The sequence below is a fragment of the Bifidobacterium anseris genome (assembly GCF_002860345.1).
Classification (GTDB): Bacteria; Actinomycetota; Actinomycetes; order Actinomycetales; family Bifidobacteriaceae; genus Bifidobacterium; species Bifidobacterium anseris.
The window spans coordinates 535,746-561,868 of sequence record NZ_NMYC01000005.1; the positions used below are offsets into that span (position 1 = coordinate 535,746).

A 26,123-nucleotide genomic window follows, 5' to 3' on the forward strand; every position below is an offset into this window, starting at 1 on the left:
CAGTCATTACTGAAACCGCGACCGCGACCACCGCCGCGACCGCCGCGACCGCCACCGCAAGCGCCGCCGATGACGGCACGGCGCATCGCGGACGCACGGCGGACCGCGTCTTCGCAGCCCTCGCCTACGGCAGCGGCCTGCTCATCCTCGCCGTGCTCGCCGCCGTCGCCGTCTTCCTGCTGCTGCGCGCATGGCCGGCGATCGGCGGCCCGCGCGGCGCCGTCGACGCCGTCGTCTCCAGTTTCACCGGCGGCCGCCTCACATCGTTCTGGCAGTACGTGCCGCCGCTGCTGTTCGGCTCAGTGCTCGTCGCCGCGCTCGCGCTCGGCATCGCGTTCTTCGTCGCGCTCGGCATCGCCGTCTTCATCTCGCAGTATGCACCGCGGCGATTCGTTGGCGCGCTCAACACGATCATCGATCTGCTCGCCGCGATTCCCTCGGTCGTCTACGGCCTGTGGGGCGGCCTCGTGCTCGTGCCGGCGATCTACCCGTTCTGGGATTGGGTCGCTGAACACCTCGGGTGGATTCCGCTCTTCGCCGGTCCCGCCGCAAATCCGTCGCGCACGGTGGGGACCGTCGCGCTTGTGCTGGCCGTGATGATCCTGCCGATTATCACATCGATGACGCGCGACGTCTTCCTGCAGACGCCGAAACTCCACGAAGAGGCGGCCCTGGCGCTCGGCGCGACGCAGTGGGAGACGATCAGGCTCGCCGTGCTGCCCTTCGGCCGCTCGGGCATCATCTCCGCGTCGATGCTCGGCCTCGGCCGTGCGCTCGGCGAGACGATGGCCGTGCTGATGATCCTCTCGCCAGGGCTCAAATACTCGTTCCATCTGCTGCAGGCCTCGCAAAGCCAGACGATCGCCGCGAACATCGCCGCCCAATACCCCGAAGCGAACGGTCTGGGCGTCTGCGTGCTCATCGCGACCGGACTCGTGCTCTTCGCGATCACCTTCGCTGTCAACTACATGGCTCGCAGACTCACCGGAAAGGCCGTCTCATGACCACGCTCGAATGCAATCCGCCGGTCGAGCGGATGCTCTCCGACCTCGACCTCGACAGTTTCCGCCCGTCACGATCGACGGCCGCCGCGCGCCGCCGCAAGGACCGCCTGATGCGCGCGCTGTTCACGGCGACCTTCGCGCTCGCGCTCATCCCGCTCGTCTCGCTGCTGTGGACGACGCTCGTGCACGGAATCGGCCGTCTCAACCTGGGATTCCTGACCCATAATATGACCGGCGTCATCGGCGGCAACCCGACGGCGGCCGGTGGCTACGGCGGTGTCCTGCACGCGATCATCGGCACATTGGAGATCACCTTCGGCGCGATGGCGATCTCGATCCCGATCGGCGTCATGTGCGCCGTGTACCTGATCGAATACGCACGCGACGGCTCGCGACTCGCGACGACGATCCGTCTGCTCGTCGATGTCATGAGCGGCATCCCGTCGATCGTCGCCGGCCTGTTCGCGCTGTCGTTGTTCTCGATGATCTTCGGTCCCGGCACCTTCAACGGCGTCGAAGGATCGGTCGCGCTCGCGCTGCTGATGATCCCGACGGTGTGCAAATCTTCGGAGGAGATGCTCAAGGTCGTGCCGGATGCGCTGCGTGAGGCGTCGCTCGCATTGGGCGTCACGAAACAGCGCACGATCACGAAGGTCGTGCTGCGCACGGCGCTGCCAGGCATCGTCTCCGGCTCAATTCTCGCAATTGCGCGCGTCATCGGCGAAACGGCGCCGCTGCTAATGACGGCGGGCTACGTCGTCACGACGAACGTCAATCTGTTCTCCGGACAGATGACGACGCTGCCGGTGTACGTCTATCAGGAATATTCGAAACTGAGCGCGAACTGCGCGCCGTCCGCCGGCGACATGTGCGTGCCGACGATCCCGATGGAGCGCGCGTGGTCGGCCGCGCTCGTGCTCATCGTCATCGTGCTCATTCTCAACCTCATCGGCAGGATCGTCGCGCGCGTCTGCGCCGTCCACGCCGAACGCTGAAAGGAATCGTCACCGAATATGGGACAGCAAATCGACGTCAACCATCTCAACATCTACTACGGCAATTTCCTCGCCGTCGAAGACGTTAACCTGCATATCGCGGCGAATCAGGTGACCGCGTTCATCGGGCCGTCTGGCTGCGGCAAATCGACGGTGCTGCGCACGCTCGACCGCATGCACGAGATCACGCCGGGCGCGCACGTGCGCGGCGAGGTGCTGCTCGAAGGACGCAATCTGTACGCGAAAGGGGTCGACCCGGTCGCCGTGCGACGCGACGTTGGCATGGTCTTCCAACGGCCGAATCCGTTCCCGACGATGTCAATCAGGCAGAACGTACTCGCCGGCGTGCGTCTCAACAACAAGAAGATCGCGAAATCGGACGCCGACGACCTCGTGGAATGGGCATTGCGCGGCGCGAATCTGTGGAACGAGGTCAAGGATCGTCTCGACAATCCAGGAATCGGATTGTCCGGTGGCCAGCAGCAGCGGTTGTGCATCGCGCGCGCCGTCGCCGTGCATCCGCAGGTGCTGCTGATGGACGAGCCGTGCTCGGCGCTCGACCCGATCTCGACGCTCGCCGTCGAGGACCTCATCAACGAACTCAAACGGGACTACACGATCGTCATCGTCACGCATAACATGCAGCAGGCGGCGCGCGTCGCCGACTACACGGCGTTCTTCAACCTCAAGGCGGTCGGACAGCCCGGGCGCCTCGAGTATTTCGCGGACACGTCGACGATGTTCAACGATCCGCAGAACGAGGAGGCCGAACGCTATATCTCCGGCCGCTTCGGCTGATCGGCTGCGCAGGCGCCGTTTTCTCCATCGGCGAACGCCATGTAACGCTTCGGTTTTACATGCCCGTGCTAGCTTTTTGCTGTCCTGTCTTTCGGGACGGGACGGCACACTAGAGTCCACGAGAAGAAAAAACAGGGTGTTCCATGGAGAAGTTCTTCCATCTCAAGGAGAACGGCACGACGGTCAGCAGGGAATGCATGGCCGGTCTGACGACGTTCTTCGCAATGTCCTACATCATCATCGTCAATCCGCAGATCCTGCAGCAGACCGGCATGCCATGGGGCGGCGTCTTCCTCGCGACGATCATCGCGGCGATCATCGGCACGCTCGTCATGGGTCTGTTCGCGAACGTCCCGTACGCGCAGGCCCCGGGCATGGGTCTCAACGCGTTCTTCACCTACACGGTGTGCTTCGGCCTCGGCTTCACCTGGCAGCAGGCGCTGTGTATGGTCTTCCTGTGCGGTCTGATCAACATCCTGATCACCGTCACCAAGGTGCGCAAGATGATTATCAAGGCGATCCCCGAGTCGCTGCAGCATGCGATCGGCGGCGGCATCGGCCTCTTCGTCGCCTACGTCGGCCTGCTCAACGTGGCCGCCGTCACCTTCACGCCGAACGATCCGAAGGCGGCCGCCCAGGGCGGCGCCGTGTCCGCCGTGCCGGGCATGGCCACGCTCAACACGCCGACGCTGTGGCTGTTCCTCATCGGCCTGTTGCTCGTCATCGTCTTCACGATCCTCAAGGTCAAGGGCGGCATGCTGCTCGCGATCGTGCTGACCGCCGTCATCGGCATCCCGATGGGCCTGACGACGATGAACAACAGCATCTCGATCGGCGACGCCTTCGGACAGCTGCCGCAGACCTTCGGCGCGCTGTTCTCCCATGAGGGCTTCGGCACATTGTTCGCCGACCCGGCGAAGCTGCCGCTCGTCCTCGTGACGATCTTCGCGTTCTCGATGTCGGACACCTTCGACACGCTCGGCACCTTCATCGGCACCGGCCGCCGCACCGGCATCTTCTCGAAGGCCGACGAGGAGTCGCTCGAGAATGGACACGGCTTCTCGTCGAAGATGGACAAGGCGCTGTTCGCCGACTCGATCGCGACGTCGATCGGCTCGATCTTCGGCACCTCGAACACGACGACCTACGTCGAATCGTCGGCCGGCATCGCCGCGGGCGGCCGCACCGGCCTGACCTCGGTCGTCGTCGCCTGCTGCTTCGCGCTGTCGATCTTCTTCGCACCGGTCATCTCGGCCGTGCCGAGCGCCGCGACGGCGGGCGTCCTCGTCATCGTCGGCTGCATGATGGCCGCCTCCCTCAAGGAAGTGCGCTGGGACGACATCTCCGAGGCGATCCCGGCGTTCTTCGCGTCGGTGTTCATGGCCTTCGCGTATTCGATCTCCTACGGCATCGCCGCGGGCTTCATCACCTACTGCATCGTCAAGGTCTGCAAGAAGAAGGCGGCCGAGGTCCATCCGATCGTCTGGATCGTCTCCGCGCTCTTCATCCTCGACTTCGCATGCATGGCGATCCTGTAGCGCGATGACTGCGAAGCTGTGATCCGAGGCCGTGCATGCGCATGGCGCGCACGGTCTCGCGCATGGAATACGGCAGGGCCCGCATCACCCGTTGTTCGGTGATGCGGGCCCTGCCGTCATATGGACGATCCGCGCGATCATCTCGCACGATGGCCGCGGTGGCGAAGGCGGTCTGATGGCTACTTGCCGCTCTTCGAGCCGCCGTTCGTCTCCTGGATCTGCTTGGCGAGCGCGCGCATCCATTCGTGCAGCGACTTGTACTGGTCGGGCATCTGCTCGGTCACGTCGACGACCGGCACATTGCCGGAATCGGCGGCGGCGACGAGCTGGTCGTTCATCTCGCTCGGCTCCTGCGAATTCGTGATGAGCATGCGCATGTCGCCTTTCTTGAGGAGGTCCGTGAATTCCTTGATGTCCGACGGCGTCGGCTCCGATTCGTTCGCGGACGCCTGCTTGTAGCCCTTCGGCGTCACGTCCGTCAGGCCCATGTCCTCGGCGAGGTACTGCGCGACCGATTCGACGGCCGCGTAGTTCTTGCTGCCCTTGTCCTTCGCGAGTTCCTTGAGGTCCTTGTCGAGCTGCTGTTCCTCGTCGAGCCATGTCTTGTGCAACTGTTCGAACTGTGCTTTGTGCGCGGGCTGCAGCTTGATGTAGTCGGCGGTGATCGCATCCGCCGTCTTGATGCGCGCGTTCGCCGAGAACCAGATGTGCGGATTGTCGCCGGTCTTGACGCCGCTCGCGTCGGCTGCGTCGACGACGAGCGTCTTCGACGACTGCTGCGCCGCCTTGAGCGCCCAGTCGTCGTAACCGGCGCCGTTGACGACGGCGACCTGCGCGTTCTGGATCTTCGAGATGTCGTTCGTCGTCGGCTCGTAGTCGTGCGCGTCGGTGCCGGTGTTGTTGAGGATGCTCGTCACATCGACGTATTCGCCGCCGAGGTCCTTCGCGAGCGAGCCCCACTGGTTGCTCGACGCGATGACGGTGATGACGGCGTTCCCGTTGCCGCCTCCGCTTTTGGCGTTGCCGGCGTTCGCGGTGCCGCTGGTCGAGCAGGCGCTCACGGCGGCGACGGTCGCGATGCCGGCGAGCGCCGCGAGCACGGCGCGCATCAGTTTCTTCATATGGTTCCTCGTTTCCTTGTTCATGGTGTATGCGCTCGCGCGCATGCGCGCGAGCCGTCGATCGTTGATGTGACCACTGTAGCATTATTGAGAATCGTTCGCAATAAGCGGTCCTTCGGTGTGGTGCGCCGGATGGGGCGCATGGATGGGCGGGCGAATGGGGCCGTATCGGCGGGTGGCGAGGTGTGATGGGGCGGAGCCGCGGCGGTTTGTGGGCCGGTTCGTCGACGGGGCCGACGGTACGGACCGGAGTGGGTGAGTTCGTCGACGGGACCGACGGATCGGGACGGAGATGGGTCTTGTTGCGGGTGGGGTGTCATGCGTGTCGGCGGTGTGGGGCGGTGGCGACACGCCGGGGTCGGGTCATGTCGTAGGGAGTCGGTAGATTATCACTCTTGTAAACCACAGACCGTTGGTTGGAAGTCGTTCACGGCTTCACGAAGTTTGGTTCGCCAAGCCAGCGCAGGTTGAGAAACATAGTTCCTTGAGTATTCGAGGATGGATGCCGCTCTGCCTGTGCGCAGGGCTTTTTTGTTGCCCGGCTTAGCGTTCCGCCTCACAATCGACGGCCGACTTAGGAAGGAACGCCATGAAGAGGCCCGAAAAGGAAGTGGTGGTCGCCGAGCTTACGGAAGCTTTCCGTAACGCTGACGCGGTCTACCTGACCGAGTACCGCGGGCTTACCGTTCCGCAGATCTCCGATCTGCGCGAAAAGCTAGGCCGCGATACTTCCTACACTGTGGCTAAGAACACGCTGTTCCGCATCGCCGCCAAGGAAGCGGGCATTGAGGGTCTCGATGAGATGCTCAAGGGTCCTTCCGCGGTTGTCTTCGTCCAGGGAGACTTCATCGAGGCTGCGAAGACGCTGCGTGACTTCGCCAAGACCAACAAGGCCCTTATCGTCAAGGGCGGTTACGCAGACGGAACCGTGTACGACGCCGAGGGTGCCAAGCAGCTCGCAGACCTCAAGTCTCGTCCGGAACTGCTTGCCGAAATGGCCGGCGCGCTCAAGGGCACGATGTCCAAGGCCGCCTGCCTGTTCAACGCGCTGCCGACGAAGGTCGTTCGCACGATCGACGCCCTGCGCGAAAAGCAGGAGAAGGCCGCCTGATCGCCCTGCGGTTCGCCGCATAGCAATCGGTTCGGAAAAACGGAAAACCAGATAAATTTCAGGTGCGCGGAACACGACAACAACGCTGCGTGCCACGATTGAAAGGAAGCCATAATGGCTAAGTTCACCCAGGATGAGCTCCTCGAAGCTTTCGGTGAAATGACCCTCGTCGAGCTCTCCGAGTTCGTCAAGGCCTTCGAAGAGAAGTTCGACGTCGAAGCCACCGCTCCGGTCGCCGTTGCCGCTGCCGCCGCTCCGGGCGCTGCTCCGGCCGAGGAAGAGAAGGATGAGTTCGACGTCATCCTCTCCGCCGTTGGCGACAAGAAGATCCAGGTCATCAAGGCTGTCCGCGCCATCACCAACCTCGGCCTGGCTGAGGCGAAGGCCCTCGTCGACGGCGCTCCGAAGCCGGTTCTCGAGCACGCCAAGAAGGAAGACGCCGAGAAGGCCAAGGCTCAGCTCGAAGAAGCTGGCGCCACCGTCGAGCTCAAGTGATTCGCGCGGCTCAAGCCGCACATCACAGATGCTTTGTGGGAGTCCCCTGCAGTCCGCGGACTGCAGGGGACTCCTGCGTTGTGGGGGAGATCGGTTGGCCTGGGCATGGTCTGCGGGTTGGTTCGTCGACAGGGCCGACAGGTTGTCCCGGAACTGGCCTGTTTTGCGGGTCGGGTTGTCTACCATGTCGGCGGTTCGGGACGGAAACGCGGCTGCTTGCGGGTCGGGTTGTCGACAGGGTCGATGAGCCGGGACGGAGCGGGTCGGTTTATCAACCGTGTCGAGGGTTCGGTACGGAAACGCGGGTGGTTGCGGGTCGAATCGTCGACGGTGTCGACGGAACGGGACGGAAACGCCGGTGGGGCGGGTGGTTTCGTCGGTGGGAGTAACGAATCGGGACGGAAAAGACGGCGTGATCGCGGGTTCCGCTAGGTACAGGGCCGAATTGCGGCGACGATGGTCTGCCAACCGCGGAATGTGGATAACCGGAGCGTCCGTACACATGGGTTGTCGCAGCTGGCGCGGCGATGGTCGGCGCAGATAGCGTGAGGCAGGTCAGTAATCGTGTAGGCAAAGGAGTCGGCACATGCGAGATCACGCCGAAATGAATCGTCAGCTGGATGAAGCCGAGCGGGAACGCCGATGCTTGCATCCAACGAGCAATCCCGCGCACAAGGCGTTGCTGCGCCGGGTAAGGACTGGCGAAATCGAGTCGCCGATGCCCGGATTGTTCATACGGGCCGAGCTGTGGGCGTCGCTCAAGCCGGTCGACCAACTCAAATATGTGGTGCGCGCGCTTGCGCAGTGGCATCCGGATTGGGTGTTCGGCGGCGTGGCCGCGGCATGCATGCATGGTCTGTGGCTCGAGTACAAGGTTGTGCGGCGGATTCTGCAGGATCTCACCGTTACCGTCATCTGTGAGCCGAAAGGCACCCGTCGCAGCAGCGCACACATCGAAAGGAGGCATCATGCGCATGTGCGCAGCGTGGTCGTGGATGGCGTGCGTGTGACGCCACTTGCGCAGACGGTTGCCGAGTGCGTCGCTACGATGTCGTTCGTCGACGGCACGACACTGACGTGTTGCGCGCTGCGCAAAGGCGTGCGGGCGGAACTGGTCATGGTGTGCGCGGTGGAGGACGGGCTGATGAACGACGGATTGCGCAAGGTGCTGCAGTACGCGAATGCGCATGCGGAGAACGGGGGAGAGGCGAAGACATTCGCCGTGCTCATCGAATGCGGATTCGTGCCGCCGGCGCAGCAGGTGAAATTCGTCGATCCGCAGACGGGGCGGCGCTACCGTGTTGATTATCTATGGCGGACGGCCGATGGCAGGCTCATCGTCGTCGAGCTCGACGGGCTGGTGAAGTATACGGATCCGTCGATGACGCAGGGGCGTACGCTTGGCGGCATCATCGACGATGAGCGCGAACGGACGGAAGGGCTGAAACGCGCCGGCGTGCACACGGTGATCCGCATCAGGATGGAGGACCTCGCCGATCGTTGGGAGCTGACGAGAAGGCTCGCCGAAGCGGGCGTCCCGATGGTGCAGCAGGCGGCATGACCGTGCGGATGAGTGCGGCGGGCAGTTTTGTCGGCCAGGTCGATGATTCGGTACGGAAACGCGGGTGGTTGCGGGTCGGGTTGTCGACGGTGTCGACGGTTCGCCCCGGAGACGGGCCGGTTTGCGGGTCGATTCGTCGACGTCACTGACAGGTCGGGTCGTAGCGGGTCGGATTGTCGCCGTAGTTGACGGTTTGGCCCACAAATTGGCCTGATTGCGGGTCGGTTCGTCGACAGCGTCGACGGGGTGGGTCGTTGCGGGAGGGTTCATCGCCGCGGGCGACAGCTCGGGCCGGGAAAGGGCCGGATTGCGGGTAGGGTTGTCGGCGCGGGCGGCGGATCGACCCGGGAATGGGCCTGATTGCGGGGCGGATTGTCGACGGCGGCGATGGTTCGACCTGCTGCGGCCGAGGCACGGGTGCAGCTCTGTGCGATAATGGGGGCTTCATCGGGTGGGAAACAGGCGATTTGTTGAACTACCGCGTAAAATGTTGTTCAGTATGCGTACTTCTCGGTGAAGCACCGTCGCGCGCGCGGCGCATCGAGCGGACAACGGCGAAAGGAAGGTCCCACGGTGAGCGGAGATCAACGAACGACAACGAAATGGATGATACGTGTTGACGGTTCGGATCTGGCCAGCGTCGAAACAGGGCAAACCGTGGAGATCGGCCGCAAGCCGCTGCGTCCGGTGCCGAGCGGAGGCATGCGCCGCATCGAGATCCTCGACGACACGCGTTCGATGTCGAAACGACATGCGGAATTCTCGGTGAAATCGGACGGCAACGCGATCCTGCGCGACCTCAACTCGACGAACGGCACCTTCCTCGTGCGTCCCGGCAACGAACTCGTGCGCCTTCCCGGCGGCTCCGACTTCGCGCTCAACGACGACACGGTGCGCCTGCAGTTCGGCGACGTGCCTGTCGACTTCGTGCGTTTCATCGATGACGACACAACGTCGAAGGACGACGACGTCGCCAACCTCTTCGACTACGCGCTCGACAACCAGCCGAGCGAACCCGAAGTCGCCGACATGTCGATCGACGATATCCTCAACCTGCGCGCCGGCGAGCCGACCGACATCTTCAACGCCGGGCAGGTGCGTTCGCGCGCGAAGGAGCTGCGTCAGTCGGAGCAGCAGACCTTCGTGCCGTTCTCGTCGCCGCTCAATCCGCTTGCCGTGAACGATGCGAACGACGACGACGCGCAGGATGCGGCGCCACGTGACCTGTTCGCCGATGCGCACGACGTCGCCGCCGGCAAGATTGACGAGCCGGCCGCGAAGAAAGAGGAGTTCGTGCCGCGCATGCACGACGGTCCGCGTCACGCCGACCGTCGCAACGCCGACAGTCTCGTCAGCGTCTCCGAGCTCGCGCAGCAGCATCGACCGATTCCCTCGCTCAGCATTCCGACGTCGGAGCCGGTCATCGGCGCGACGCGCGAGCCGGTTTCGCCGACCGTGTCACCGACGAACTCCGCGAACGGCGAACCGTCGATCTCGACGACGATTCGTCCGCAGTCTGAATCTGACAATGCGCAGCCTGATTACTCACAGTCTGCGAGCCCGCAGCAGCAGCCGAGCGTTTGGCAGACGTCGATGCGTGCGGGCGTCGCGATGCAGCCGCAGCAGCCGATCGTGCAGCAGTCTGCGCAGCCGATGCAGCCGACTGCACAGCCGGTTCAGTCTGCGCAGCCGATGCAGCCAGTTCAGCAGCCTGCACAGCCGGTTGCACAGCAGATGCCCGATCCGGCGCAGCCGACGCAGTTGGTCGACGCCTCGCATATCGCGGTGCAGCAGCCGATGATGCAGCCGCAGAACGTGCAGACGTCGGCGTCGCAGGTGCCGCTCGTCAACGTCGCGATTCCGACCGAGCCGACGCCCGAACAGCAGCCGACGTCTTCCGACGCCTTCACCGCACAGCGCAACGCGCTGCACTTCGACGTCATCGAATCGACATTGCAGGGCGCGGACAATGCTGCGACCTTCGACAATGCGTCGACCACCGAAAACCCGACGACTCCCGACAACTTCGCGACGACCGAGAATCCGTCGGCGGCCGATGCGACGGTGCCGATCGAGGTCGCCGCGCCGGCGCATCAGACGAATTTCGTGGCCGAAGCGACCGCGACGACCGACGCAGCGATGCCGGTCAACACAGCGACGCCAGCCAATACAACCGTGCCGACCAACACAGCCGCGCCGACCACCGCAACCACGCCAGCCGACGACGCATACGACCGTTTCCGCCGTCACGATGACGACGCCCAGCCGCTCGACGAAACGCAGACCTTCACGCCGGCCTTCGAGCCGGGGTCGGTATTCGAACGTGTCGCGAACGGCGATTTCGACAAGCCGAAGGAACTCATCGAGGTTGACGGCTACACCTCCGACGACGCCCGCCGCTCCGACGACTTCACCGAACAGTTCGAGATGGCGCGCCACGCGGAGCTGCTGCCGTTCCTCGCGATGAACCCGACGCTGTACGATGACCTGTACGAATGGCTCGCCGCGCAGTCGAACGCGGACATCGACGAGGCGCTGAGCCGCAACCCGGGATATGAGGACTACCGCAAGGCAGTAGGAAAGTGAGCAGCAGATGACGGACAATTCCACCCAGACGAGCGCTGCGCTCGACGAGCTGCGCCAGTGGCGCGAGGAGTTCAAGGCAAACCTCGTGCCCTCGCCGCTTGAGGATGTGGCGCAACTGACCGCGCAGGTTGATCTCACGCATGCGCACCCGTCGGGCATCTCCCAGCTGTTCGCCCGCGGCAGCGCGCCGTTGCATTCGCTGTTCCGCGACAGCGGCATGCTGCGCACGGCCGCACGCCGCGTCGAACGCGTCCTCGATGATCAGGGCGCGAAACGGCGCATCAGCGGCGTCGCCGAGCTTTCGCTTGTCGTCGGCGTGGCCACGTGGAAGGGCAACATGATGCCGGTGCTGCTCTACCCGGTCGAAGTCGTGCGCGACGGCAATCCGGTCGAACACCATACGACGATCAGCTTTACCGGCCATGTGCGCCTCAACGCGTCCTTCCTTGCCGCGATGCGCGAACACGGCGTCCGCCTTGACGAACGTCAGCTGTTCGACGGCTCGAACTACGCGTCCGGCACGCCGGAGACGGCCGCCGTTTTCGCCGCGATCTCGAAGGCCGCGCGGCAGGTCTTCCCTGATTTCTCAATCGAACGGCAGATCATCCTCGGTTGCTTCATGGACCCGTCGACGCAGATCCTCGTCGAAAGCCAGATGATCATCGACCATCTCGCGAAGGGACCGAGCGGCAACGTCATGCTCGACGCGCTCGCCGGCTACCCGGCAGCCCGTGGTTCATTGAGCAACGAGCAGATGCCGCCCTTCAGCCCCTTCGACGGCGACCCGCATTCCGAATACGAAATCGGCGATGTCGATAACACGGTGCGCTACGCCGCGAACATGGCCGCCGCCGGCCATTCGTTGTTCGTCGATGGCTCCGAGGACACCGACACGGCTGAACAGGCCGCCGCGATCGCCTCGCGCTGCATCATGGCCGGCCGTTCCGTGCTCTATGTGCCGTGCGTGACCGATCAGAAGCGTCGATTCTTGTCGATCATGCGCGCGAACGAACTCAACGGGCAGGTGCTCGACGTGGCCGATCCGAACGCGAACGCCGCGATTGACCATCAGCTCATCCGCGCCGTCGGCTATCAGCAGGGCGTCGCGACGTCCCGCTTCGAACAGCTCGCTGACGAACTCGTCGGCGTGCGCTCGCGGCTGACGCGCTACCTCGGCGATCTGCACGGCGTCAACAAGACGTGGGGCGTCTCGGCCTACCAGACGATCCAGAACCTTGCGAGCATCGCCGAACTGCCGACGCATCCGTCGACGCATGTGCGACTGTCGAAGGAGGTCGCGCAGGCGATCGGGCCGTCGCTCGACGATTGGGCGGCCAAGCTCGAACGTGCCGGCGAGCTCGGCGAATACACGATCGACGCGAAGGACACCGCGTGGTACAAGGCCTCCCTCTACAGCGAGGACGAGGCGATCGGCGCCTACCAGCGCGTTGTGACGATGCTGCGCACGCTGCTGCCGGCGACGCGCGAGCAGGTGGCGAACACCGTGAAGACCTGCGGTTTCTCGGTGCCGACGACGGCGCAGGAATGGGGACGTCAGGTCACGGTGCTCAAGAATCTGCGGCGTGTACTCGACGTGTTCCAGCCGGAGATCTTCGAACGCGACATCGATCTGATGATCGAGGCGACGAAACCGAAGCAGGACCGCAAATCCGACGGCTCGACGATGGGCTTCTGGGAACGCCGCCGCCACGTCAAGGAGGCGAAGAGCCTGCTGCGCGTCGGCGCGCAGGTCGAGAACCTGCACGACGCGCTGTGCGTCGTGCAGCGTCAGGCCGAGCAGTGGCGACTGTTCGTGCCGCACGGCGGCTGGCCAGTGCTGCCGCCGAAGCTCGACGACATCATCACGACGCAGGATGAACTCGTCTCCAACATGACGGCGCTCGACACGGTGCTCGCGACGACGCCCGACGGCGGCGATCTGCAGACGACCGATTTCAACGCCGTCGAGGAACGTCTCAAGGCGCTGTTTGACGACCGTAAGGCACTCGACACGCTGCCCGAACGCGCGACGCTCGAACGTGAACTCGACGCCGCCGGCCTCGCGGGCCTCGTCGACGACCTGCACAAGCGTCACGTCGCCGTCGACGCCGTGCGCGACGAGCTGCGCCTCGCCTGGTGGACGACGGTCTTCGACGACATCGTCCATTCGTCGGCGATCATCTCGAATCAGGACGGTTCGGCGCTGCAAAGCGCATCTGACCGCTTCGTGCAGGTCGACACCGAGCATGTGCGCTCGGTCGGCCCGATGATCATGCAGGAGTCGATGCACCGCCTGTGCGACCTGCTGTTCGCGCGCACACAGGAAGCGAACATGCTGCACACGGTGCTCGCCGGCTCGAGCGGCATTTCGCTGAGCCGCATCCACCACGACCATCCGGAGATCCTCGCCGCCGCGAAGCCGGTCATCATGAGCACGCCGGCGACGCTCGCCTCGGTCACGAAGCCGACGCCGATCGCCGACGTCGTCATCGTCGATGCGGCCGCGCATCTGCCGTCGATTCTGCTGTTGAACATCCTGTGCCGCGCGCGTCAGGTCGTCGTCCTCGCCCATGAGCAGACGATCACCTCCGACAGCGTGCGTACGCTCGTCTCGCTGCTGCCGCACGTCACCGTCGCGCCGCATCCGTCGCGCCGCGACCCGCGCGTCAACCGTTTCCTCGAAGCGCAGGGCTATGGCAAGGTCAGCCACGACGTGACGCGCGACGGCGTACAGGGACACGTCGTGTTCCACCAGATCGAGGCGACCGGCGTGCCGATCATGGCGAGCGGACTCGTCGAAAGCAGCCAGGGCGAGATCGACGAAATCGTTAACCTCATCACGCGCCGCGCGCAGACCTTCACATCCGTGCCGCCGAGCTACATCCTGACCGTCGTCTGCATGACGCCGACCTTCCGCACGCGTCTGGGTGCCGAACTCAAGGCGCTCGCGTCGCGCAGCGAGATCATGGGACGATTCCTGCGGCACGTGCGCATCATCGACATCACCGATGTCGCCGGCGCGCACGCGACCGACGTCATTCTGTCGATGAGCTACGCGAAGACGTCGCACGGCCGTCTGCTGCAGCAGTTCGGCGCGCTCGAAAGCGACGGCGGCAAGGGCATGCTGCTCGACGCGCTCGCGCTCGCCGACCACAACATCGACATCGTCAGCGCGTTCAGCGCCGACGATCTCGAGGACGACCGCCTGCACCACGCCGGCCCGAAGATGCTCAAGACGCTGCTCGTCTGGGCGCGCCGACTCGGCAACGAGACGCCGATCGCGGCCGTCGGCAGGCCCGACGCGGACAACGTGCTGCTCACCGATTTGGCCGCGCGCATCCGCGAGCGCGGCCTCGACGTGGCCGTCGACTACGGCTACGACGACGGCACGAGGCTGCCGATGGTCGTCGGGCGCAAGGACAAGCCGTATGTGCTCGCCGTGTTCACCGACGACGCCCAGTTCATGGGCATCCAGTCGACGCGCGAACGTCATCGCATCCTCGAACAGGACACCGAAGGCCTCGGCTGGTCGGTCATGACGATCTGGAGCGTCGCGGCCTTCGTCAACCCGGACAAGGAGGTCGACCGCGTCGTCGCGCAGCTCGACTCGCTGTATCGGGAGGCGCAGCGATGAACGACGCCGTCATCCGCGTCTTCAATGGCGGCGCCGACGATAGTGACGCTGATGCCGCTGCCGTGGACGCCGCCGGCGCTGCGGACGCCATGGTTGCCTCGGATGCCATGGTTGCCTCGGATGCCGTGGTTGCCTCGGACGTCGCAAACAAGGCCATATCGTCCGCCGCGCAGCCGCCGGCGTACAGCGCCGAGCGGCGCACGCCGCGTCGTCATCGCCGCGTCGTCATGAAGGGCACCGAGCGTTTCGACGCCGACGGCGTCAAGCTCGAAGCCGGCGACATGCGCACGCGCGAGCAGCGCGCGGCCGACGACGATCGTCGCATCCTTGGCGAGCTGCCGCCGCATTGGGGCGTGTTCGCGGAGCGCGGCCGCTAATCGGCGCGCACGGCGAGGACCGGCCCGTTCTCCTGCGCCCGCAATGTGCGCATCGCGTCGTTCGCGCTCATCGCGATCGGCGTCAGTCGCCCATCGGTCGCCGTGTCGTCGCGCGGTGTTCCCATGACGATTGCGGCGGCGCTGACCGTGCACAGGCCGCCCGTGTCGTCCGCGGCGGCATCCGCTGATTCGGTCGTGTTTTCTGATTCATTGGTGCCTCCTTTCGATTCGGTTGTGTCTGTTGATTTGCTGATGCCTGCCTCGCCGGCTGTGCGTTTGCCGTCAGCGGTTTCGTCTGCGTCGGCAGCTTCGTCGGCACTCTTGGTGGGAGGGGAGCAGCCGGTCGCCGCCGTCAGTCGCACATGCGTGCCCGGCGCGAAGGGCTGGCTGAGTTCGCCGAGACGCACGTCGATGACGGTGTGCCCCGGCGCAACCTGGGGCGTGGAACCGAGCATCGTCGGCAGCAGCACGTCGCCTTTGCGGATGTCGATGAGCGCGTAGGCGGTCACGTCGTCGAGCCGTTCGACGGCGCCGTTGAGCGCATCGCTCACCGGAATCGCCGTCGGTGTGAAATCGGCGGTGACGACGGCGTCGCCGGCCTGGATCTGACGGGAGGCGGTGAGCACGTTGCGCGTCGCCGTCGCCGTGACGACGCATTCGAGCATGCACAGGACGGCGAGCGCGGCGCAGCAGGCCGCAAGCAGCTTGCGGGCGCGCCGGTCGAGACGGCGGCCGCGCAGCGTGCGCCGGTGGTCTGATCGCGCTTTCGCGTCATGGCCGACGCGGGCGCTGAAGTCGAACAGTCGCATCATGGCAGCATGATGCGTCCGGTGCTCCGGCGGTGTCCAGCCGGAACGGGGTATGTGACCGGAAGGGTGTGTCGTCGGCCAAATGTGGACGACACGCCGTGAAAAGCTGTGGATTGTGAAGATTGTTCGCTCTCAGTGCACATCGTATCCACATCGTATCCACATCGGTGTGGATGAACGCAACGGCTATCCACAACGGTTGTTACGCACTGTGGAAAGTCGATTGTGATGGACAGGTCGATGAATCCGCTGATGAATCTACAGCCGAATCCACCGCCAGACACGACGTCGCCGGATACGACAAGGCCACCGTGGCCCGCGAACGGGCGGCACGGTGGCCTGAGCAGAACTCGACGGCTTACTTCGAGCCCTTGTCGGTGCGGTAGAAGCCGCTGCCCTTGAAGGTGATCGGGACGGCCGAATACACCTTGTGCACGGTCGGCTCGCCGCACTTGGGGCAGACGGTGATCGGCTTGTCGTCGAAGGACTGATGTTCGGTGAAGTCGTAGCCGCAATGCTTGCAGCGGTAATGGTAGACGGGCATGATGCTCCTTTCGGGTGTGCGCGTTCGCGCGAGCGCATATCGTTTCGTCCTAATCCCCAGAGACTACTCACATGTGTGCATGAACGGGGAAAAGCATCCACCGTAGGCGTAGTCGGAGGGGAAGAAATCGGCGGGACGCGCAGAAGCGAGCCGCCGCAGTCATTGGATGAAGGTCATTGGATGAACGTCACTGGATGAAGATGAGACCCTGCGGCGTGAGCACAGCGTCGACCGGCACGTCGTGCGGCTGCGTCGGCAGCGGCTCGTCGACGAATTCGGACGCCCAGCACATCGCGATGCGCTGGGCGGAGGCAGGCGCGAACCCGAGCGCGCGGTCGTACCATGCGGCGCCGCGGCCGAGGCGGCCGCCTTCACGGTCGACGGCGAGCGCCGGCAGCACGATGATCTCGGCCTCGCCGAGCGTTTCGGGAGGCAACACAGCCGTATGCGGCTCGTCGGGATGCGGCATGCGCCCGTGGCCGCCGGCATGTTCGTGCCGCAGCGTGGCGACTTCCTCGGGCGACGTCAGCCGCGACCAGCCAACCTCGTTGCCCGAGCCGAGCCGCGGCACGAGCAGATGAATGCCGCGTGCGGCCGCCTCGTTGAGGATCTGCAATGTGCTGATTTCGGTGCCCATCGACACATGGCAGGCCATCGTCAGCGGCGCCGTGCGCGGACGGGAGAAGAGCGGAAGCGCGAACAGTGCGTCGGCGCAACGTTCGCCGGCGGCGATGCGTTCCGAGGCCGTCATGTAGCGGCGTTGCGCGAGCAGCTCGTGGCGGAGCTCACGTTTGCGTTCGTCGATCGTCGGCTTCAGCTGTGTCGTATGCGCCATGGTCATGTTCTACCATGTCGGCGTCACCGTCGGGTTGCGCGTATTGTGAGATGGGACGGCGGCGATGTGGTATACGCGCGCCCGAGTGCGACAATGGAGGGCGTGACGATTCTGCGAACCCTGCGCGACGCGATGCGGCGCGACGAAACGAACGCCTTCCGCACGCCGTTGACGCTGCTCGCGCCGGCCGATGCGCCGGCGATCCGCCTGCGCACGATGACGGCCGCCGACGAGGCCGAATGGGATCAGGTGCGCATGCGCAACGCCGCATGGCTCGAGCCGTGGGATTCCAACGATCCCGAACGCCACCGCCCGGTCACGTTCCCGCAGTGGATCCGCATGCAGCGGCGCGACGAACGCTCGGGGTCGGCGATTGTGTTCGTCGTCGAATACGGCGGCCGCATCGTCGGGCAGATCTCGCTCGGCGCGATCATGCTCGGGGCGATGCGCAGCGGCATCATCGGATATTGGATTGACCATGATTACGCCGGCAGGGGATTCACACCGCTCGCCGTGGCGATGCTCGCCGACTGGGCGATGCTCGACCCGGACGGTCCGCGGCTGCATCGCGTGGAGATCGATCTCGTGCCGTGCAACGAGCGTTCGCGCCGCGTCGTGCAGAAGGTAGGCGCGCAATACGAGGGAATCAGAAGGAAATACATGTACATTAACGGACAGTGGCGCGACCACGAAACGTACAGTCTGCTCGCCGACGATGCGCCCGGCGGTTTCGCCCGCCGTCTGCTTGGCGACACGCCCGGCGGACGCGTTTCCTCATTGTCCTAAATTCTTTTATTCTTAAGAACTATGGGTTACGAATCACTGAGCACGATCGTGATCTTGGTGATGGTCGGAATCATCATGGCGATATGGCTGCCACGCAAGACGGTCGACGGCATGAAGACAGTGATGAAGCACCGCTCGGACCGATACTCCGCTTCGCTGCATCTGGTGGATGAGCAAAGCGGCACGACGTTCAACGATGCCGATTCGCCGAAGACGAAAGGGGCGATAATGCCAGCGACGCAGAAGGAACACGGTGCATACCGCGAATACCGCGAGTACGTGGCCAATGTACGCAAGCTGCGCCGTGCCGCCGCGCATCGCCGCAAACTGATCGCCGGCGCGTTGCTCACCGCCTCCGTCGTTGTCCTCGTCCTCGCCTTCGTGCTGCACTTCAGCCCGTGGTACACGCTTGTCCCGGCGGGGCTGCTCGCGCTCGTCTGCGCGCTCGGCATCCACGCGTCCAAGCAGGCGCGTGCATGGGAGGCGAAAGTCGCCGCGAAGGAACGCGAACACCGGCGCAGGCAGCGGATGCGTCCGCAGGCCGTCAAGCGTCAGGCCGAAGCGGCCGCCGCCGCGCAGCCCGCGGCCGTCGAAGCCGCGCAGGAGACAGGCGAGGAAACGCGCACCGACGTCATGGAACAACGTGAGATCCGTCGCGCGCTGCATCAGGCGCGCGTCGAGCAGGCGGAAGCGCTCGCGCGCCGCCACGCCGCGCAGGATGCGGCGGCGGCCGCGGTGCAGGCGGAGCCGGTCGCCGTGCAGGCGGAGGAGACCGCCGCGCGCGTCGAGACGAGCATGGACGCCGACGGCGCCGCGCACGCGCAGCTCGTCGTCCGCGAGGAGATGAACGCCTATCCACCCGACGAGACGAACGAACTGTCCGAGGTCTCGCCGGCGTCCGCCGTTGACGCCTTCGACATGGCGATCAATCAGGATCTGATCTCCTTCTCGCTCGGTGCGCCGCGCAACGGCATCGAACATCCGCAGCAGGCACCCGAAAGCCTCGAGATCAAGTCGACGAAGCAGGTCGCGAAAGCCGAGCCGAAGGCGGCGGCAGCCGTCGACGCATCGGCCGAATCGGTCGCTGAGTCGGCCGCCGCTGGGGATTCGGCTGCGGACGCCAACGACACGCCGAAGGAGGAGGCTGCCGCGCCGTCGCAGATCAACGATTCCGTCGCGTTCCACGAGAGCGAGCGGAACGCGACCGTCGAGGCACCGGACGAGACGAGCGATTCGCTCGGATCGAGCCTCGAATCGATTCTCGCGCGCCGCGGCAACTGATTTGCGCACGATGGTTCCGTCCCGAGCCACGCATCGATCACCATCGACTGACACCGACCGACTGATTCGGTCGGTGTTTTTCGTTGTCCGGCAACGGTTTCTCTCACAGCGTTAGCACTCGAGTTGGCAGAGTGCTACCGGTCGCGCTAGGATAGACGATTAGCGCAACGGAAAGGGTGCGGCAAGTGAATCGTCAGCCGCCTGACGTATTCGTTCCCGAGCGAAACCGTAACGATATGTTGCATGCAGCAATGCAGAAAGAGGAGGTACGTCGTGTCGTTCCCGCTCATTCCACTGGAAGACAAGATCATCGTCAAGCAGGCCGAGGCCGAGACGCAGACCGCTTCGGGCCTGTTCATCCCGGACAACGCCAAGGAGAAGCCGCAGCAGGGCGAAGTCCTCGCCGTCGGCCCGGGCCGTCGTGACGAGAAGGGCGAGCGCATCCCGATGGACGTCAAGGTCGGCGACAAGATCCTGTACTCGAAGTACGGCGGCACCGAAGTGCACTACCAGGGTGAGGACTACCTCATCGTGGCCGCGCGCGACGTGCTCGCGGTGCTTGCCTGATTCGCACCGGCCGCGCGATCCGCGCGTGCCACGTTGGCGAAGGCCCCGCGTGTCCCTGCGACACGCGGGGCCTTCGCGTATCGGGGGAGGAAGGTGGCGCGGAGCGGCACAGCTCCAACGGGGGTGCCGGCGGCGCGACGCGCGTGCGGCAGAACACGGGAATAGAGCGGCGCCGGATTGCTGTTGAGCCCTATGTGCGGCCGGTAGCCGCGCGCGAGAAGGCTGTTGCGCCGACGTTCGCCGACTGGGCGAAAACCGAGGAATGGCAACGCGACACGCCGAGATTTGCGGAAAGTTACCCTCCCGTGGCATACTAGCCAAGTTGCCGGTTGAACCTCAACCGAAAACGATGGCGGATTTCCCAAGCGGTCAAAGGGACCTGACTGTAAATCAGGCGCTTCGTGCTTCAGTGGTTCGAATCCACTATCCGCCACGCCTCGATAGCTCAGTGGTAGAGCACTTCCTTGGTAAGGAAGAGGTCGTGAGTCCGATTCTCACTCGAGGCTCTCTGGCGGGATAGCTCAGCTGGCTAGAGCGTACGACTCATAATCGTAAGGTCAAGAGTTCGAGTCTCTTTCTCGCTACTATAAGGGCCGGGAAACCGGCCCACATATTCGACAACAAGAGGTGAACCAAATGGCAAGCAAGAGCGCAGACATTCGTCCGGGCATCACGCTGGCATGCACCGAGTGCAAAGAGCGTAACTACATCACGACCAAGAATCGTCGTAACACGCCCGATCGTCTCGAACTGAAGAAGTTCTGCCCGCGTTGCGGCAAGCAGACGCTTCATCGCGAGACCCGCTGAGCACATAGACTTGTGGGAGCCCGACCATTGCGGTCGGGCTCTTTTCGTTTCCCGGCCGCCGCGCAGTCTGCGCCGCAGTCGCCCTTGTTGGGCGCGCCGCCTGCATTATTGTGGGCAGCTGAACCCGACCCGGCAGTCGCGTTTTTTGTTACTGTGGGAGTCATGACTACTTTCGCAGAGCTCACCACCATCGGCGTAGGTGGCAATATCGATCATTTCATGGAACCGACGACGCGCGCGAGCATCATCGAGGAGATCGAACACGCGGACACCCACGGCATCCCCGTGTGCGTCATCGGTGGAGGCTCGAATCTGCTCGCCTCCGACGACGACTTCCACGGCCTCGTGCTGCGCGACGCGCGCCGCCTCATCACCGTGCCCGACGAAGCCGATCCGGTCGAGAACGGCGACAACACCGTGCACGTGACCGCCGAAGCCGGCTGCAACTGGGACGACCTCGTCGCGTTCTGCGTCGAACGCGGCCTCGAAGGCATTGAAGGACTCTCGGGCATTCCCGGCAACGTCGGCGCGAGCGTCGTGCAGAACATCGGCGCCTACGGCCAGGAGGTCGCGACGAGCGTCGAATCGGTCGAAGTGTGGGACCGCGAGGATCGGCAGACGAAGACGCTGTCGAACGTCGAAATGCAGTTCGGCTACCGTTCGAGCCTGCTCAAAACGAGCATGTACAAGGCGCCGGGCGTGCCGAACGAGGAATACTATCCGTCGCCACGCTACATCGTGCTGTCCGTGACCTTCGCGCTCACGCACACCGAAACCGGCTCCGTCAACTATCCGCAGCTCGCGAAGGTGCTCGGCGTCAACCTTTCCGACCGCATCCCGATCTCCCGACTGCGCGACGCCGTGCTCGACGTGCGCGCGTCGAAGGCGATGCTCGAGGACGCGACGCGCTATCGTCTGCCGATCATGGTCGACGAGAAACGCCCGGAGGCGGTCGAACGCGCGATCCGCGCCCAGCAGCGCTACGTGACGGCGCACGATGCGCCCGCCGACGTCATCGACGAACATATGCAGGCGACGACCGGTGAAAACGAGGACTACAACCGCCACAGCTGCGGCAGCTTCTTCATGAACCCGATCGTCGACGACTCCGTCGCCGCCGCGCTGCCCGACGACTCGCCGAAGTATCCGGCGACGCTGCCCGACGGCTCGACCGGCGTCAAACTGTCCGCCGCGTGGCTCATCGACCACGCCGGCTTCCACAAAGGCTACCGCGTGTCGCCGGACGCGCGCGCCGCACTCTCCGACATGCACACGCTCGCAATCACGAATCGCGGCGGCGCGACCTGCGGCGACATCGTCGCGCTCGCATCGGCGATCCGCGACGGCGTGCGCAAGCAGTTCAACGTGACGCTCGTGCCCGAGCCGGTCATGGTCAACACGAAGCTGTCCTGAATGCGCGCGCCGGACGAACGGTGACGTCCGCCGGCACGTTTTGCCGCACTTAACGCGCATCTGCACGGAAAAACCGTGTGGATGCGCGTTTCGTATCGGAGAATCTTGCTCACAGTGAACGGTGCGCGGGGGCCGTCCTACACTTAGGCTGCGTATCTGGCAACCATCGCCTGTTCGCAGGTTACGCCAAAAGCTCATGAGCGCCAGCTGCATGTACAGAGTAGGAACGCGAACAAGGTGGCATTGTGCAGATATTCAGGACGAAGTCAGTCGAACAAACCATAGCCGAAACGAACGAGACGGGACATTCGCTCAAACGCAGCCTCGGATGGTGGGACCTCGCCGTCATGGGCGTCGCCGTCGCCGTCGGCGCCGGCATCTTCTCGGTGGGGGCGCAGGCCGCCGCCTTCCATGCAGGCCCCGCCGTCATCATCAGCTTCATCATCGCCGGCGTCGTCTGCGGCGCGGCCGTCATGTGCTACGCCGAATTCGCGTCGATCATGCCGGTGGCCGGCTCCGCGTACACCTTCACCTACGCGACGATTGGCGAGATCATGGCGTGGATCATCGGCTGGGACCTCATCCTCGAAATGCTCATGGCCGGCTCTGTCATCTCGAAATACTGGGGTGTCTACCTCAACGACTTCATGCGGCTCATGGGACTGGACTGGAACACGAACCTCAGCTTCGGCTCCTTCCACCTCGACATCGCGCCGATCATCATCGTCGGATTCTTCACCGTGCTGCTCGTCTTCGGCACGAAGATCGGCGCACGCGTCGACGGCGCGATGACGATCCTCAAGATCGCGATCGTCGTCTTCGTCGTCGTTGTCGGATTCTTCTACATAAAGGCCGCCAACTACACGCCGTTCGTGCCACCGAGCGAACCAGCGGATCATGTGCAGCACGGCGAACTCGGCGGCAGCATGGCGCAGCCGCTGTGGCAGTGGATCACGCACATGAGGCCGACGATCTACGGATGGTCCGGCGTGCTGTCCGGCGCCGCGCTCGTCTTCTTCGCGTTCATCGGCTTCGACGTTGTCGCCACCGCCTCCGAGGAGACGAAGAATCCGAAGCGCAACGTGCCGCTCGGCATCGGCGTCGGCATGCTGCTCGTCATCGTCATGTATGTGCTCGTCGCGATCGTCACGACCGGCATGGTCTCCTACAAGCAGCTCGCGACAGTGGACAGCCCCTCGCTCGCGACCGCATTCGAACTCGTCGGCGCCGACTGGGCGGCCAAGATCATCAGCTTCGCGATCGTGCTCGGTCTGGCGACCGTCGTCATGGTGCTGCTGCTCGGCCTGACGCGCGTCGTCTTCGCAATGAGCCGCGATGGCCTGCTGCCGCGCGAGATCTCGCGCACCGGCAAGCACGGCACGCCGGCGAAGCTGCAGATCGTCGTCGGCGTTGTAGTCGCGCTCGTCGCCGCCTGCTTCAACATCGATGTATTGTCCGACATGGTCAACATCGGCACGCTTTCCGCGTTCACGCTCGTCGCGCTCGCAATCCCGATCATGCGCAAGAAGCGCCCCGACCTGCCGCGCACGTTCCGCATCCCCGGCAACCCGTGGGTGCCGATCCTCGTTGCGCTCGCGAACTTCTGGCTCATGCTCAACCTGACCGTGCTCACATGGATCCGCTTCCTCGTCTGGCTCGTCGTCGGCTTCATCATCTACTTCACCTACAGCTACAGCCATGCGCGCCTGGGCACCGGCGAACTCGACGCCGAACTCGAACGCTTCGACAAGGAGCAGCGCATCAGCCAGCTTGAGGAGACGGCGCACGAGACGGCCGAAGCGAAGGCGAAGGCCGAACGCCGACGCGAGGAACGCTGAGCGGGCCCGCGCGTCGACTTTGCCCGGCCGCACTCTCGCGGTAGTCTGGGAACGAATTGTAAGGAGGACACAGATGGCCTATGTGATTGCCCAGCCCTGCGTGGACGTCAAGGACAAGGCATGCGTCGACGAATGCCCGGTCGACTGCATCTACGAAGGCAAGCGTTCGCTGTACATCAACCCGAACGAATGCGTCGACTGCGGCGCCTGCGAGCCGGTCTGCCCGACCGAGGCGATCTTCTATGAGGACGATCTGCCGCCGCAGTGGGAGTGGTACAAGGACGCGGCGATCGAATTCTTCGCCGAAGTGGGCGATCTCGGCGGCGCACAGGCCGCCGGACCGATCGGCAAGGATCCGAAGCGCGTCGCCGAGCTGCCGCCGCAGAACGGCGCGTGAGTCTCAACCTGATCTCAACCGCAGGACAAGCGCACGGTCCGCGGATCTCCCGTCCAACGGGAGATCCGCGGACCGTTTTTGTGCGCTGGGCGGTGTTGTGCGGTTGGGGATGGTTGTGAAAGGGTTCAGGGCGTCTGGAAGCGGTTTCGAGCCGGTCTCAACCGGTCGCAGGGTGTCTGAACGCGGTCCCGCATGGATTCGCGTGGCGTATCTGCATTGAGGGAGAGCAGCATCTCGGATATCGGCGAGTATGGCCTCGCGGATCGTTGGAAAATCAAGGCCGGATTGGGCCGATACTCGGCATTTGTCGAGAAGTTGCTCTCCCTCAGCGCAGATACCGTCGGCGAGGCCTCGCGAACCTCGTCAACGACGGGGACAATAATCGTCGGCAGCAGCCGAACATGCGAAAGCAAGGAGCGTGAGATGGGATTCCATGATTATTCGTCGCCGTACGACTGGTCGCGCATCGCGCAGTACAAGGAACGCGCTCGGGAATTCGCCGGAGGCATGATCGACCTGTCAATCGGCTCCCCGGCGGACGATGTGCCCGAAGCCGTGCGCGTCGCCCTCGCCGACGCCGCGAACGCCGTGAACGCCTACGGCTATCCGGCGACGGTCGGCACCGCCGAGCTGCGCGCCGCGTTGCACGAATGGTTCCGCACCTGCCGCGACGTCGAACTCGCCCAGATCGGGGCCGACGTCGTGCCGACGGTCGGTTCGAAAGAGGCGGTCGCGATGATGGCGTCGCTGCTGCATCTCGGCCCCGGCGACGTCGTCGTCCAACCGCGCGTGTCCTACCCGACCTACGAGATCGGCACCCAGGTCGCCGGCGCCACCGTGCTCAAAGTCGATGACGTCGCCGACGTCGCGTCATGGAAAGACGTGCCGGGCGTCAAGGCCGTGTGGGTGAACTCGCCGAACAATCCGACCGGCGCAACACTCGACGCGGCGCAGCTGCATGCGATCGTCGAGGCGGCGCGCGCGATCGACGCCGTTGTGCTGTCCGACGAATGCTACGCGATGATGACGTGGAACGACGACAACGACGGCGACGGCATGCTCGAACGGGATCTCGTGGGTTCGCCGTGCGCGCTGCGCGCCGACGTATGCGACGGCGACGCGCGCGGCGTGCTCGTGCTGTACTCGCTGAGCAAGCAGTCGAACATGGCCGGTTACCGCACCGCATGCATCGCCGGCGACGCGGCGATCGTGCACGACATGACGAACCTGCGCAAACAGCTGGGCCTCATCGTCCCCGGCCCCGTGCAGGCGGCGATGATGGCCGGACTGCGCGCGAGGGACGAGGTGCGTCTGCAGCACAATCGCTACCATGCGCGGCTCGAGGCGCTCGTCGACGGGCTGCGCGCCTACGGCTACGACGCGTCGATGCCGCGGGGCGCGCTCTATGTGTGGGTGAAGGCGCGATCCGGCGATTGCTGGCAGGACATGGAGGACCTCGCGTCGATCGGCATCATCGCGAGCCCCGGCGAGTTCTACGGCGACGGCGCCTATCTGCGTTTCTCGACGACCGTGAGCGACGAGGACGTCGCGGCGGCCGTCGGCAGACTGCGCGCGGCCGCGACGCTGTGACTGTTGCGGCTGGCTGGGTCGTTGCGGCTGGCTCGG

General features: G+C 64.6%; 22 protein-coding genes and 3 tRNA genes. 21 read left to right on the plus strand and 4 right to left on the minus strand.

Annotated features, from left to right (window positions below; all coding sequences use genetic code 11):
• Nucleotides 1-5 precede the first annotated feature (5 nt).
• The 4 genes from pstC (at nt 6) to CGZ88_RS07300 (ending at nt 4,335) form a co-directional block, all read left to right on the plus strand.
• Complete coding sequence (gene pstC / locus CGZ88_RS07285) at nt 6-1,004, plus strand: phosphate ABC transporter permease subunit PstC (protein WP_423734423.1); 999 nt, start codon at nt 6-8, stop codon at nt 1,002-1,004.
• The gene (gene pstA, locus CGZ88_RS07290; RefSeq protein WP_165778733.1) at nt 1,001-1,999 is read left to right on the plus strand and encodes a phosphate ABC transporter permease PstA; all 999 of its coding nucleotides are present in this window, start codon (nt 1,001-1,003) and stop codon (nt 1,997-1,999) included. Before pstC ends, pstA begins: the two co-directional genes overlap by 4 nt.
• An 18-nt stretch (nt 2,000-2,017) precedes the next feature.
• Nucleotides 2,018-2,797 (plus strand): phosphate ABC transporter ATP-binding protein PstB, encoded by a 780-nt coding sequence (gene pstB, locus CGZ88_RS07295; RefSeq protein WP_101671483.1) that lies wholly within the window; start codon nt 2,018-2,020, stop codon nt 2,795-2,797.
• Between the two features lie 143 nt (nt 2,798-2,940).
• Nucleotides 2,941-4,335, plus strand: coding sequence for an NCS2 family permease (locus CGZ88_RS07300; RefSeq protein ID WP_026644659.1), 1,395 nt, complete (start codon nt 2,941-2,943; stop codon nt 4,333-4,335).
• Between the two features lie 179 nt (nt 4,336-4,514).
• Here CGZ88_RS07300 and CGZ88_RS07305 read toward each other — a convergent pair whose 3' ends face one another.
• A complete protein-coding gene (locus tag CGZ88_RS07305) occupies nt 4,515-5,456 on the minus strand; it encodes a metal ABC transporter solute-binding protein, Zn/Mn family (RefSeq protein ID WP_101671604.1) in 942 nt (313 codons plus the stop codon).
• 589 nt (nt 5,457-6,045) lie between these two features.
• Here CGZ88_RS07305 and rplJ point away from each other — a divergent pair.
• From rplJ to CGZ88_RS09265, 6 genes are all read left to right on the plus strand, one after another.
• Nucleotides 6,046-6,567, plus strand: a complete 522-nt coding sequence (rplJ, locus tag CGZ88_RS07315) for a 50S ribosomal protein L10 (RefSeq protein ID WP_095612577.1) — start codon at nt 6,046-6,048, stop codon at nt 6,565-6,567.
• Between the two features lie 114 nt (nt 6,568-6,681).
• A complete protein-coding gene (gene rplL / locus CGZ88_RS07320) occupies nt 6,682-7,062 on the plus strand; it encodes a 50S ribosomal protein L7/L12 (protein WP_024541000.1) in 381 nt (126 codons plus the stop codon).
• 718 nt (nt 7,063-7,780) lie between these two features.
• The gene (locus CGZ88_RS07325) at nt 7,781-8,623 is read left to right on the plus strand and encodes a hypothetical protein (protein ID WP_101671484.1); all 843 of its coding nucleotides are present in this window, start codon (nt 7,781-7,783) and stop codon (nt 8,621-8,623) included.
• Nucleotides 8,624-9,229: 606 nt separating this feature from the next.
• On the plus strand, nt 9,230-11,209 hold the full coding sequence (locus CGZ88_RS09150) for an FHA domain-containing protein (RefSeq protein WP_243390103.1): 1,980 nt from the start codon (nt 9,230-9,232) through the stop codon (nt 11,207-11,209).
• A gap of 7 nt (nt 11,210-11,216) precedes the next feature.
• Nucleotides 11,217-14,843, plus strand: coding sequence for a helicase (locus CGZ88_RS07340; RefSeq protein ID WP_101671485.1), 3,627 nt, complete (start codon nt 11,217-11,219; stop codon nt 14,841-14,843).
• Nucleotides 14,844-15,070: 227 nt separating this feature from the next.
• Complete coding sequence (locus tag CGZ88_RS09265) at nt 15,071-15,220, plus strand: BAG family molecular chaperone regulator 5 (RefSeq protein ID WP_101671605.1); 150 nt, start codon at nt 15,071-15,073, stop codon at nt 15,218-15,220.
• On the opposite strand, the gene CGZ88_RS07350 is transcribed toward CGZ88_RS09265, so the two are convergent.
• The 3 genes from CGZ88_RS07350 to CGZ88_RS07360 form a co-directional block, all read right to left on the minus strand.
• Complete coding sequence (locus CGZ88_RS07350; protein WP_101671486.1) at nt 15,217-16,032, minus strand: SAF domain-containing protein; 816 nt, start codon at nt 16,030-16,032, stop codon at nt 15,217-15,219. The genes CGZ88_RS09265 and CGZ88_RS07350 overlap by 4 nt on opposite strands.
• 355 nt (nt 16,033-16,387) lie before the next feature.
• Entirely contained in the window at nt 16,388-16,573 is a 186-nt protein-coding gene (locus tag CGZ88_RS07355) for an FmdB family zinc ribbon protein (protein WP_026644654.1), read from the minus strand.
• Between the two features lie 187 nt (nt 16,574-16,760).
• Nucleotides 16,761-17,408, minus strand: coding sequence for a 5-formyltetrahydrofolate cyclo-ligase (locus tag CGZ88_RS07360; RefSeq protein WP_101671606.1), 648 nt, complete (start codon nt 17,406-17,408; stop codon nt 16,761-16,763).
• Between the two features lie 102 nt (nt 17,409-17,510).
• Between CGZ88_RS07360 and CGZ88_RS07365 the strand changes: the two genes are divergently transcribed.
• The 11 genes from CGZ88_RS07365 to dapC all read left to right on the plus strand — a co-directional run bounded on the left by CGZ88_RS07365 (nt 17,511) and on the right by dapC (nt 26,087).
• The gene (locus CGZ88_RS07365) at nt 17,511-18,194 is read left to right on the plus strand and encodes a GNAT family N-acetyltransferase (RefSeq protein ID WP_026644653.1); all 684 of its coding nucleotides are present in this window, start codon (nt 17,511-17,513) and stop codon (nt 18,192-18,194) included.
• A gap of 60 nt (nt 18,195-18,254) precedes the next feature.
• Nucleotides 18,255-19,475: a hypothetical protein gene (locus tag CGZ88_RS07370; protein ID WP_243390115.1), complete on the plus strand. Its 1,221-nt coding sequence runs from the start codon at nt 18,255-18,257 to the stop codon at nt 19,473-19,475.
• 273 nt (nt 19,476-19,748) lie between these two features.
• The gene (gene groES, locus CGZ88_RS07375) at nt 19,749-20,042 is read left to right on the plus strand and encodes a co-chaperone GroES (protein WP_026644651.1); all 294 of its coding nucleotides are present in this window, start codon (nt 19,749-19,751) and stop codon (nt 20,040-20,042) included.
• A 351-nt stretch (nt 20,043-20,393) separates the two neighbouring features.
• Nucleotides 20,394-20,475, plus strand: a tRNA-Tyr gene (locus CGZ88_RS07380).
• Between the two features lies 1 nt (nt 20,476).
• Nucleotides 20,477-20,548: transfer RNA gene (locus tag CGZ88_RS07385), tRNA-Thr, on the plus strand.
• Between the two features lie 4 nt (nt 20,549-20,552).
• Nucleotides 20,553-20,626: transfer RNA gene (locus tag CGZ88_RS07390), tRNA-Met, on the plus strand.
• A 52-nt stretch (nt 20,627-20,678) separates the two neighbouring features.
• Nucleotides 20,679-20,849, plus strand: coding sequence for a 50S ribosomal protein L33 (rpmG, locus tag CGZ88_RS07395; protein WP_022858912.1), 171 nt, complete (start codon nt 20,679-20,681; stop codon nt 20,847-20,849).
• Between the two features lie 162 nt (nt 20,850-21,011).
• Nucleotides 21,012-22,262, plus strand: coding sequence for an FAD-binding protein (locus tag CGZ88_RS07400; RefSeq protein ID WP_026644650.1), 1,251 nt, complete (start codon nt 21,012-21,014; stop codon nt 22,260-22,262).
• Between the two features lie 245 nt (nt 22,263-22,507).
• Entirely contained in the window at nt 22,508-24,100 is a 1,593-nt protein-coding gene (locus tag CGZ88_RS07405; protein WP_081663899.1) for an amino acid permease, read from the plus strand.
• A 73-nt stretch (nt 24,101-24,173) separates the two neighbouring features.
• Nucleotides 24,174-24,497 (plus strand): ferredoxin, encoded by a 324-nt coding sequence (gene fdxA / locus CGZ88_RS07410; protein ID WP_024540987.1) that lies wholly within the window; start codon nt 24,174-24,176, stop codon nt 24,495-24,497.
• Nucleotides 24,498-24,920: 423 nt separating this feature from the next.
• A complete protein-coding gene (gene dapC / locus CGZ88_RS07415) occupies nt 24,921-26,087 on the plus strand; it encodes a succinyldiaminopimelate transaminase (RefSeq protein WP_026644649.1) in 1,167 nt (388 codons plus the stop codon).
• Nucleotides 26,088-26,123: the final 36 nt, after the last annotated feature.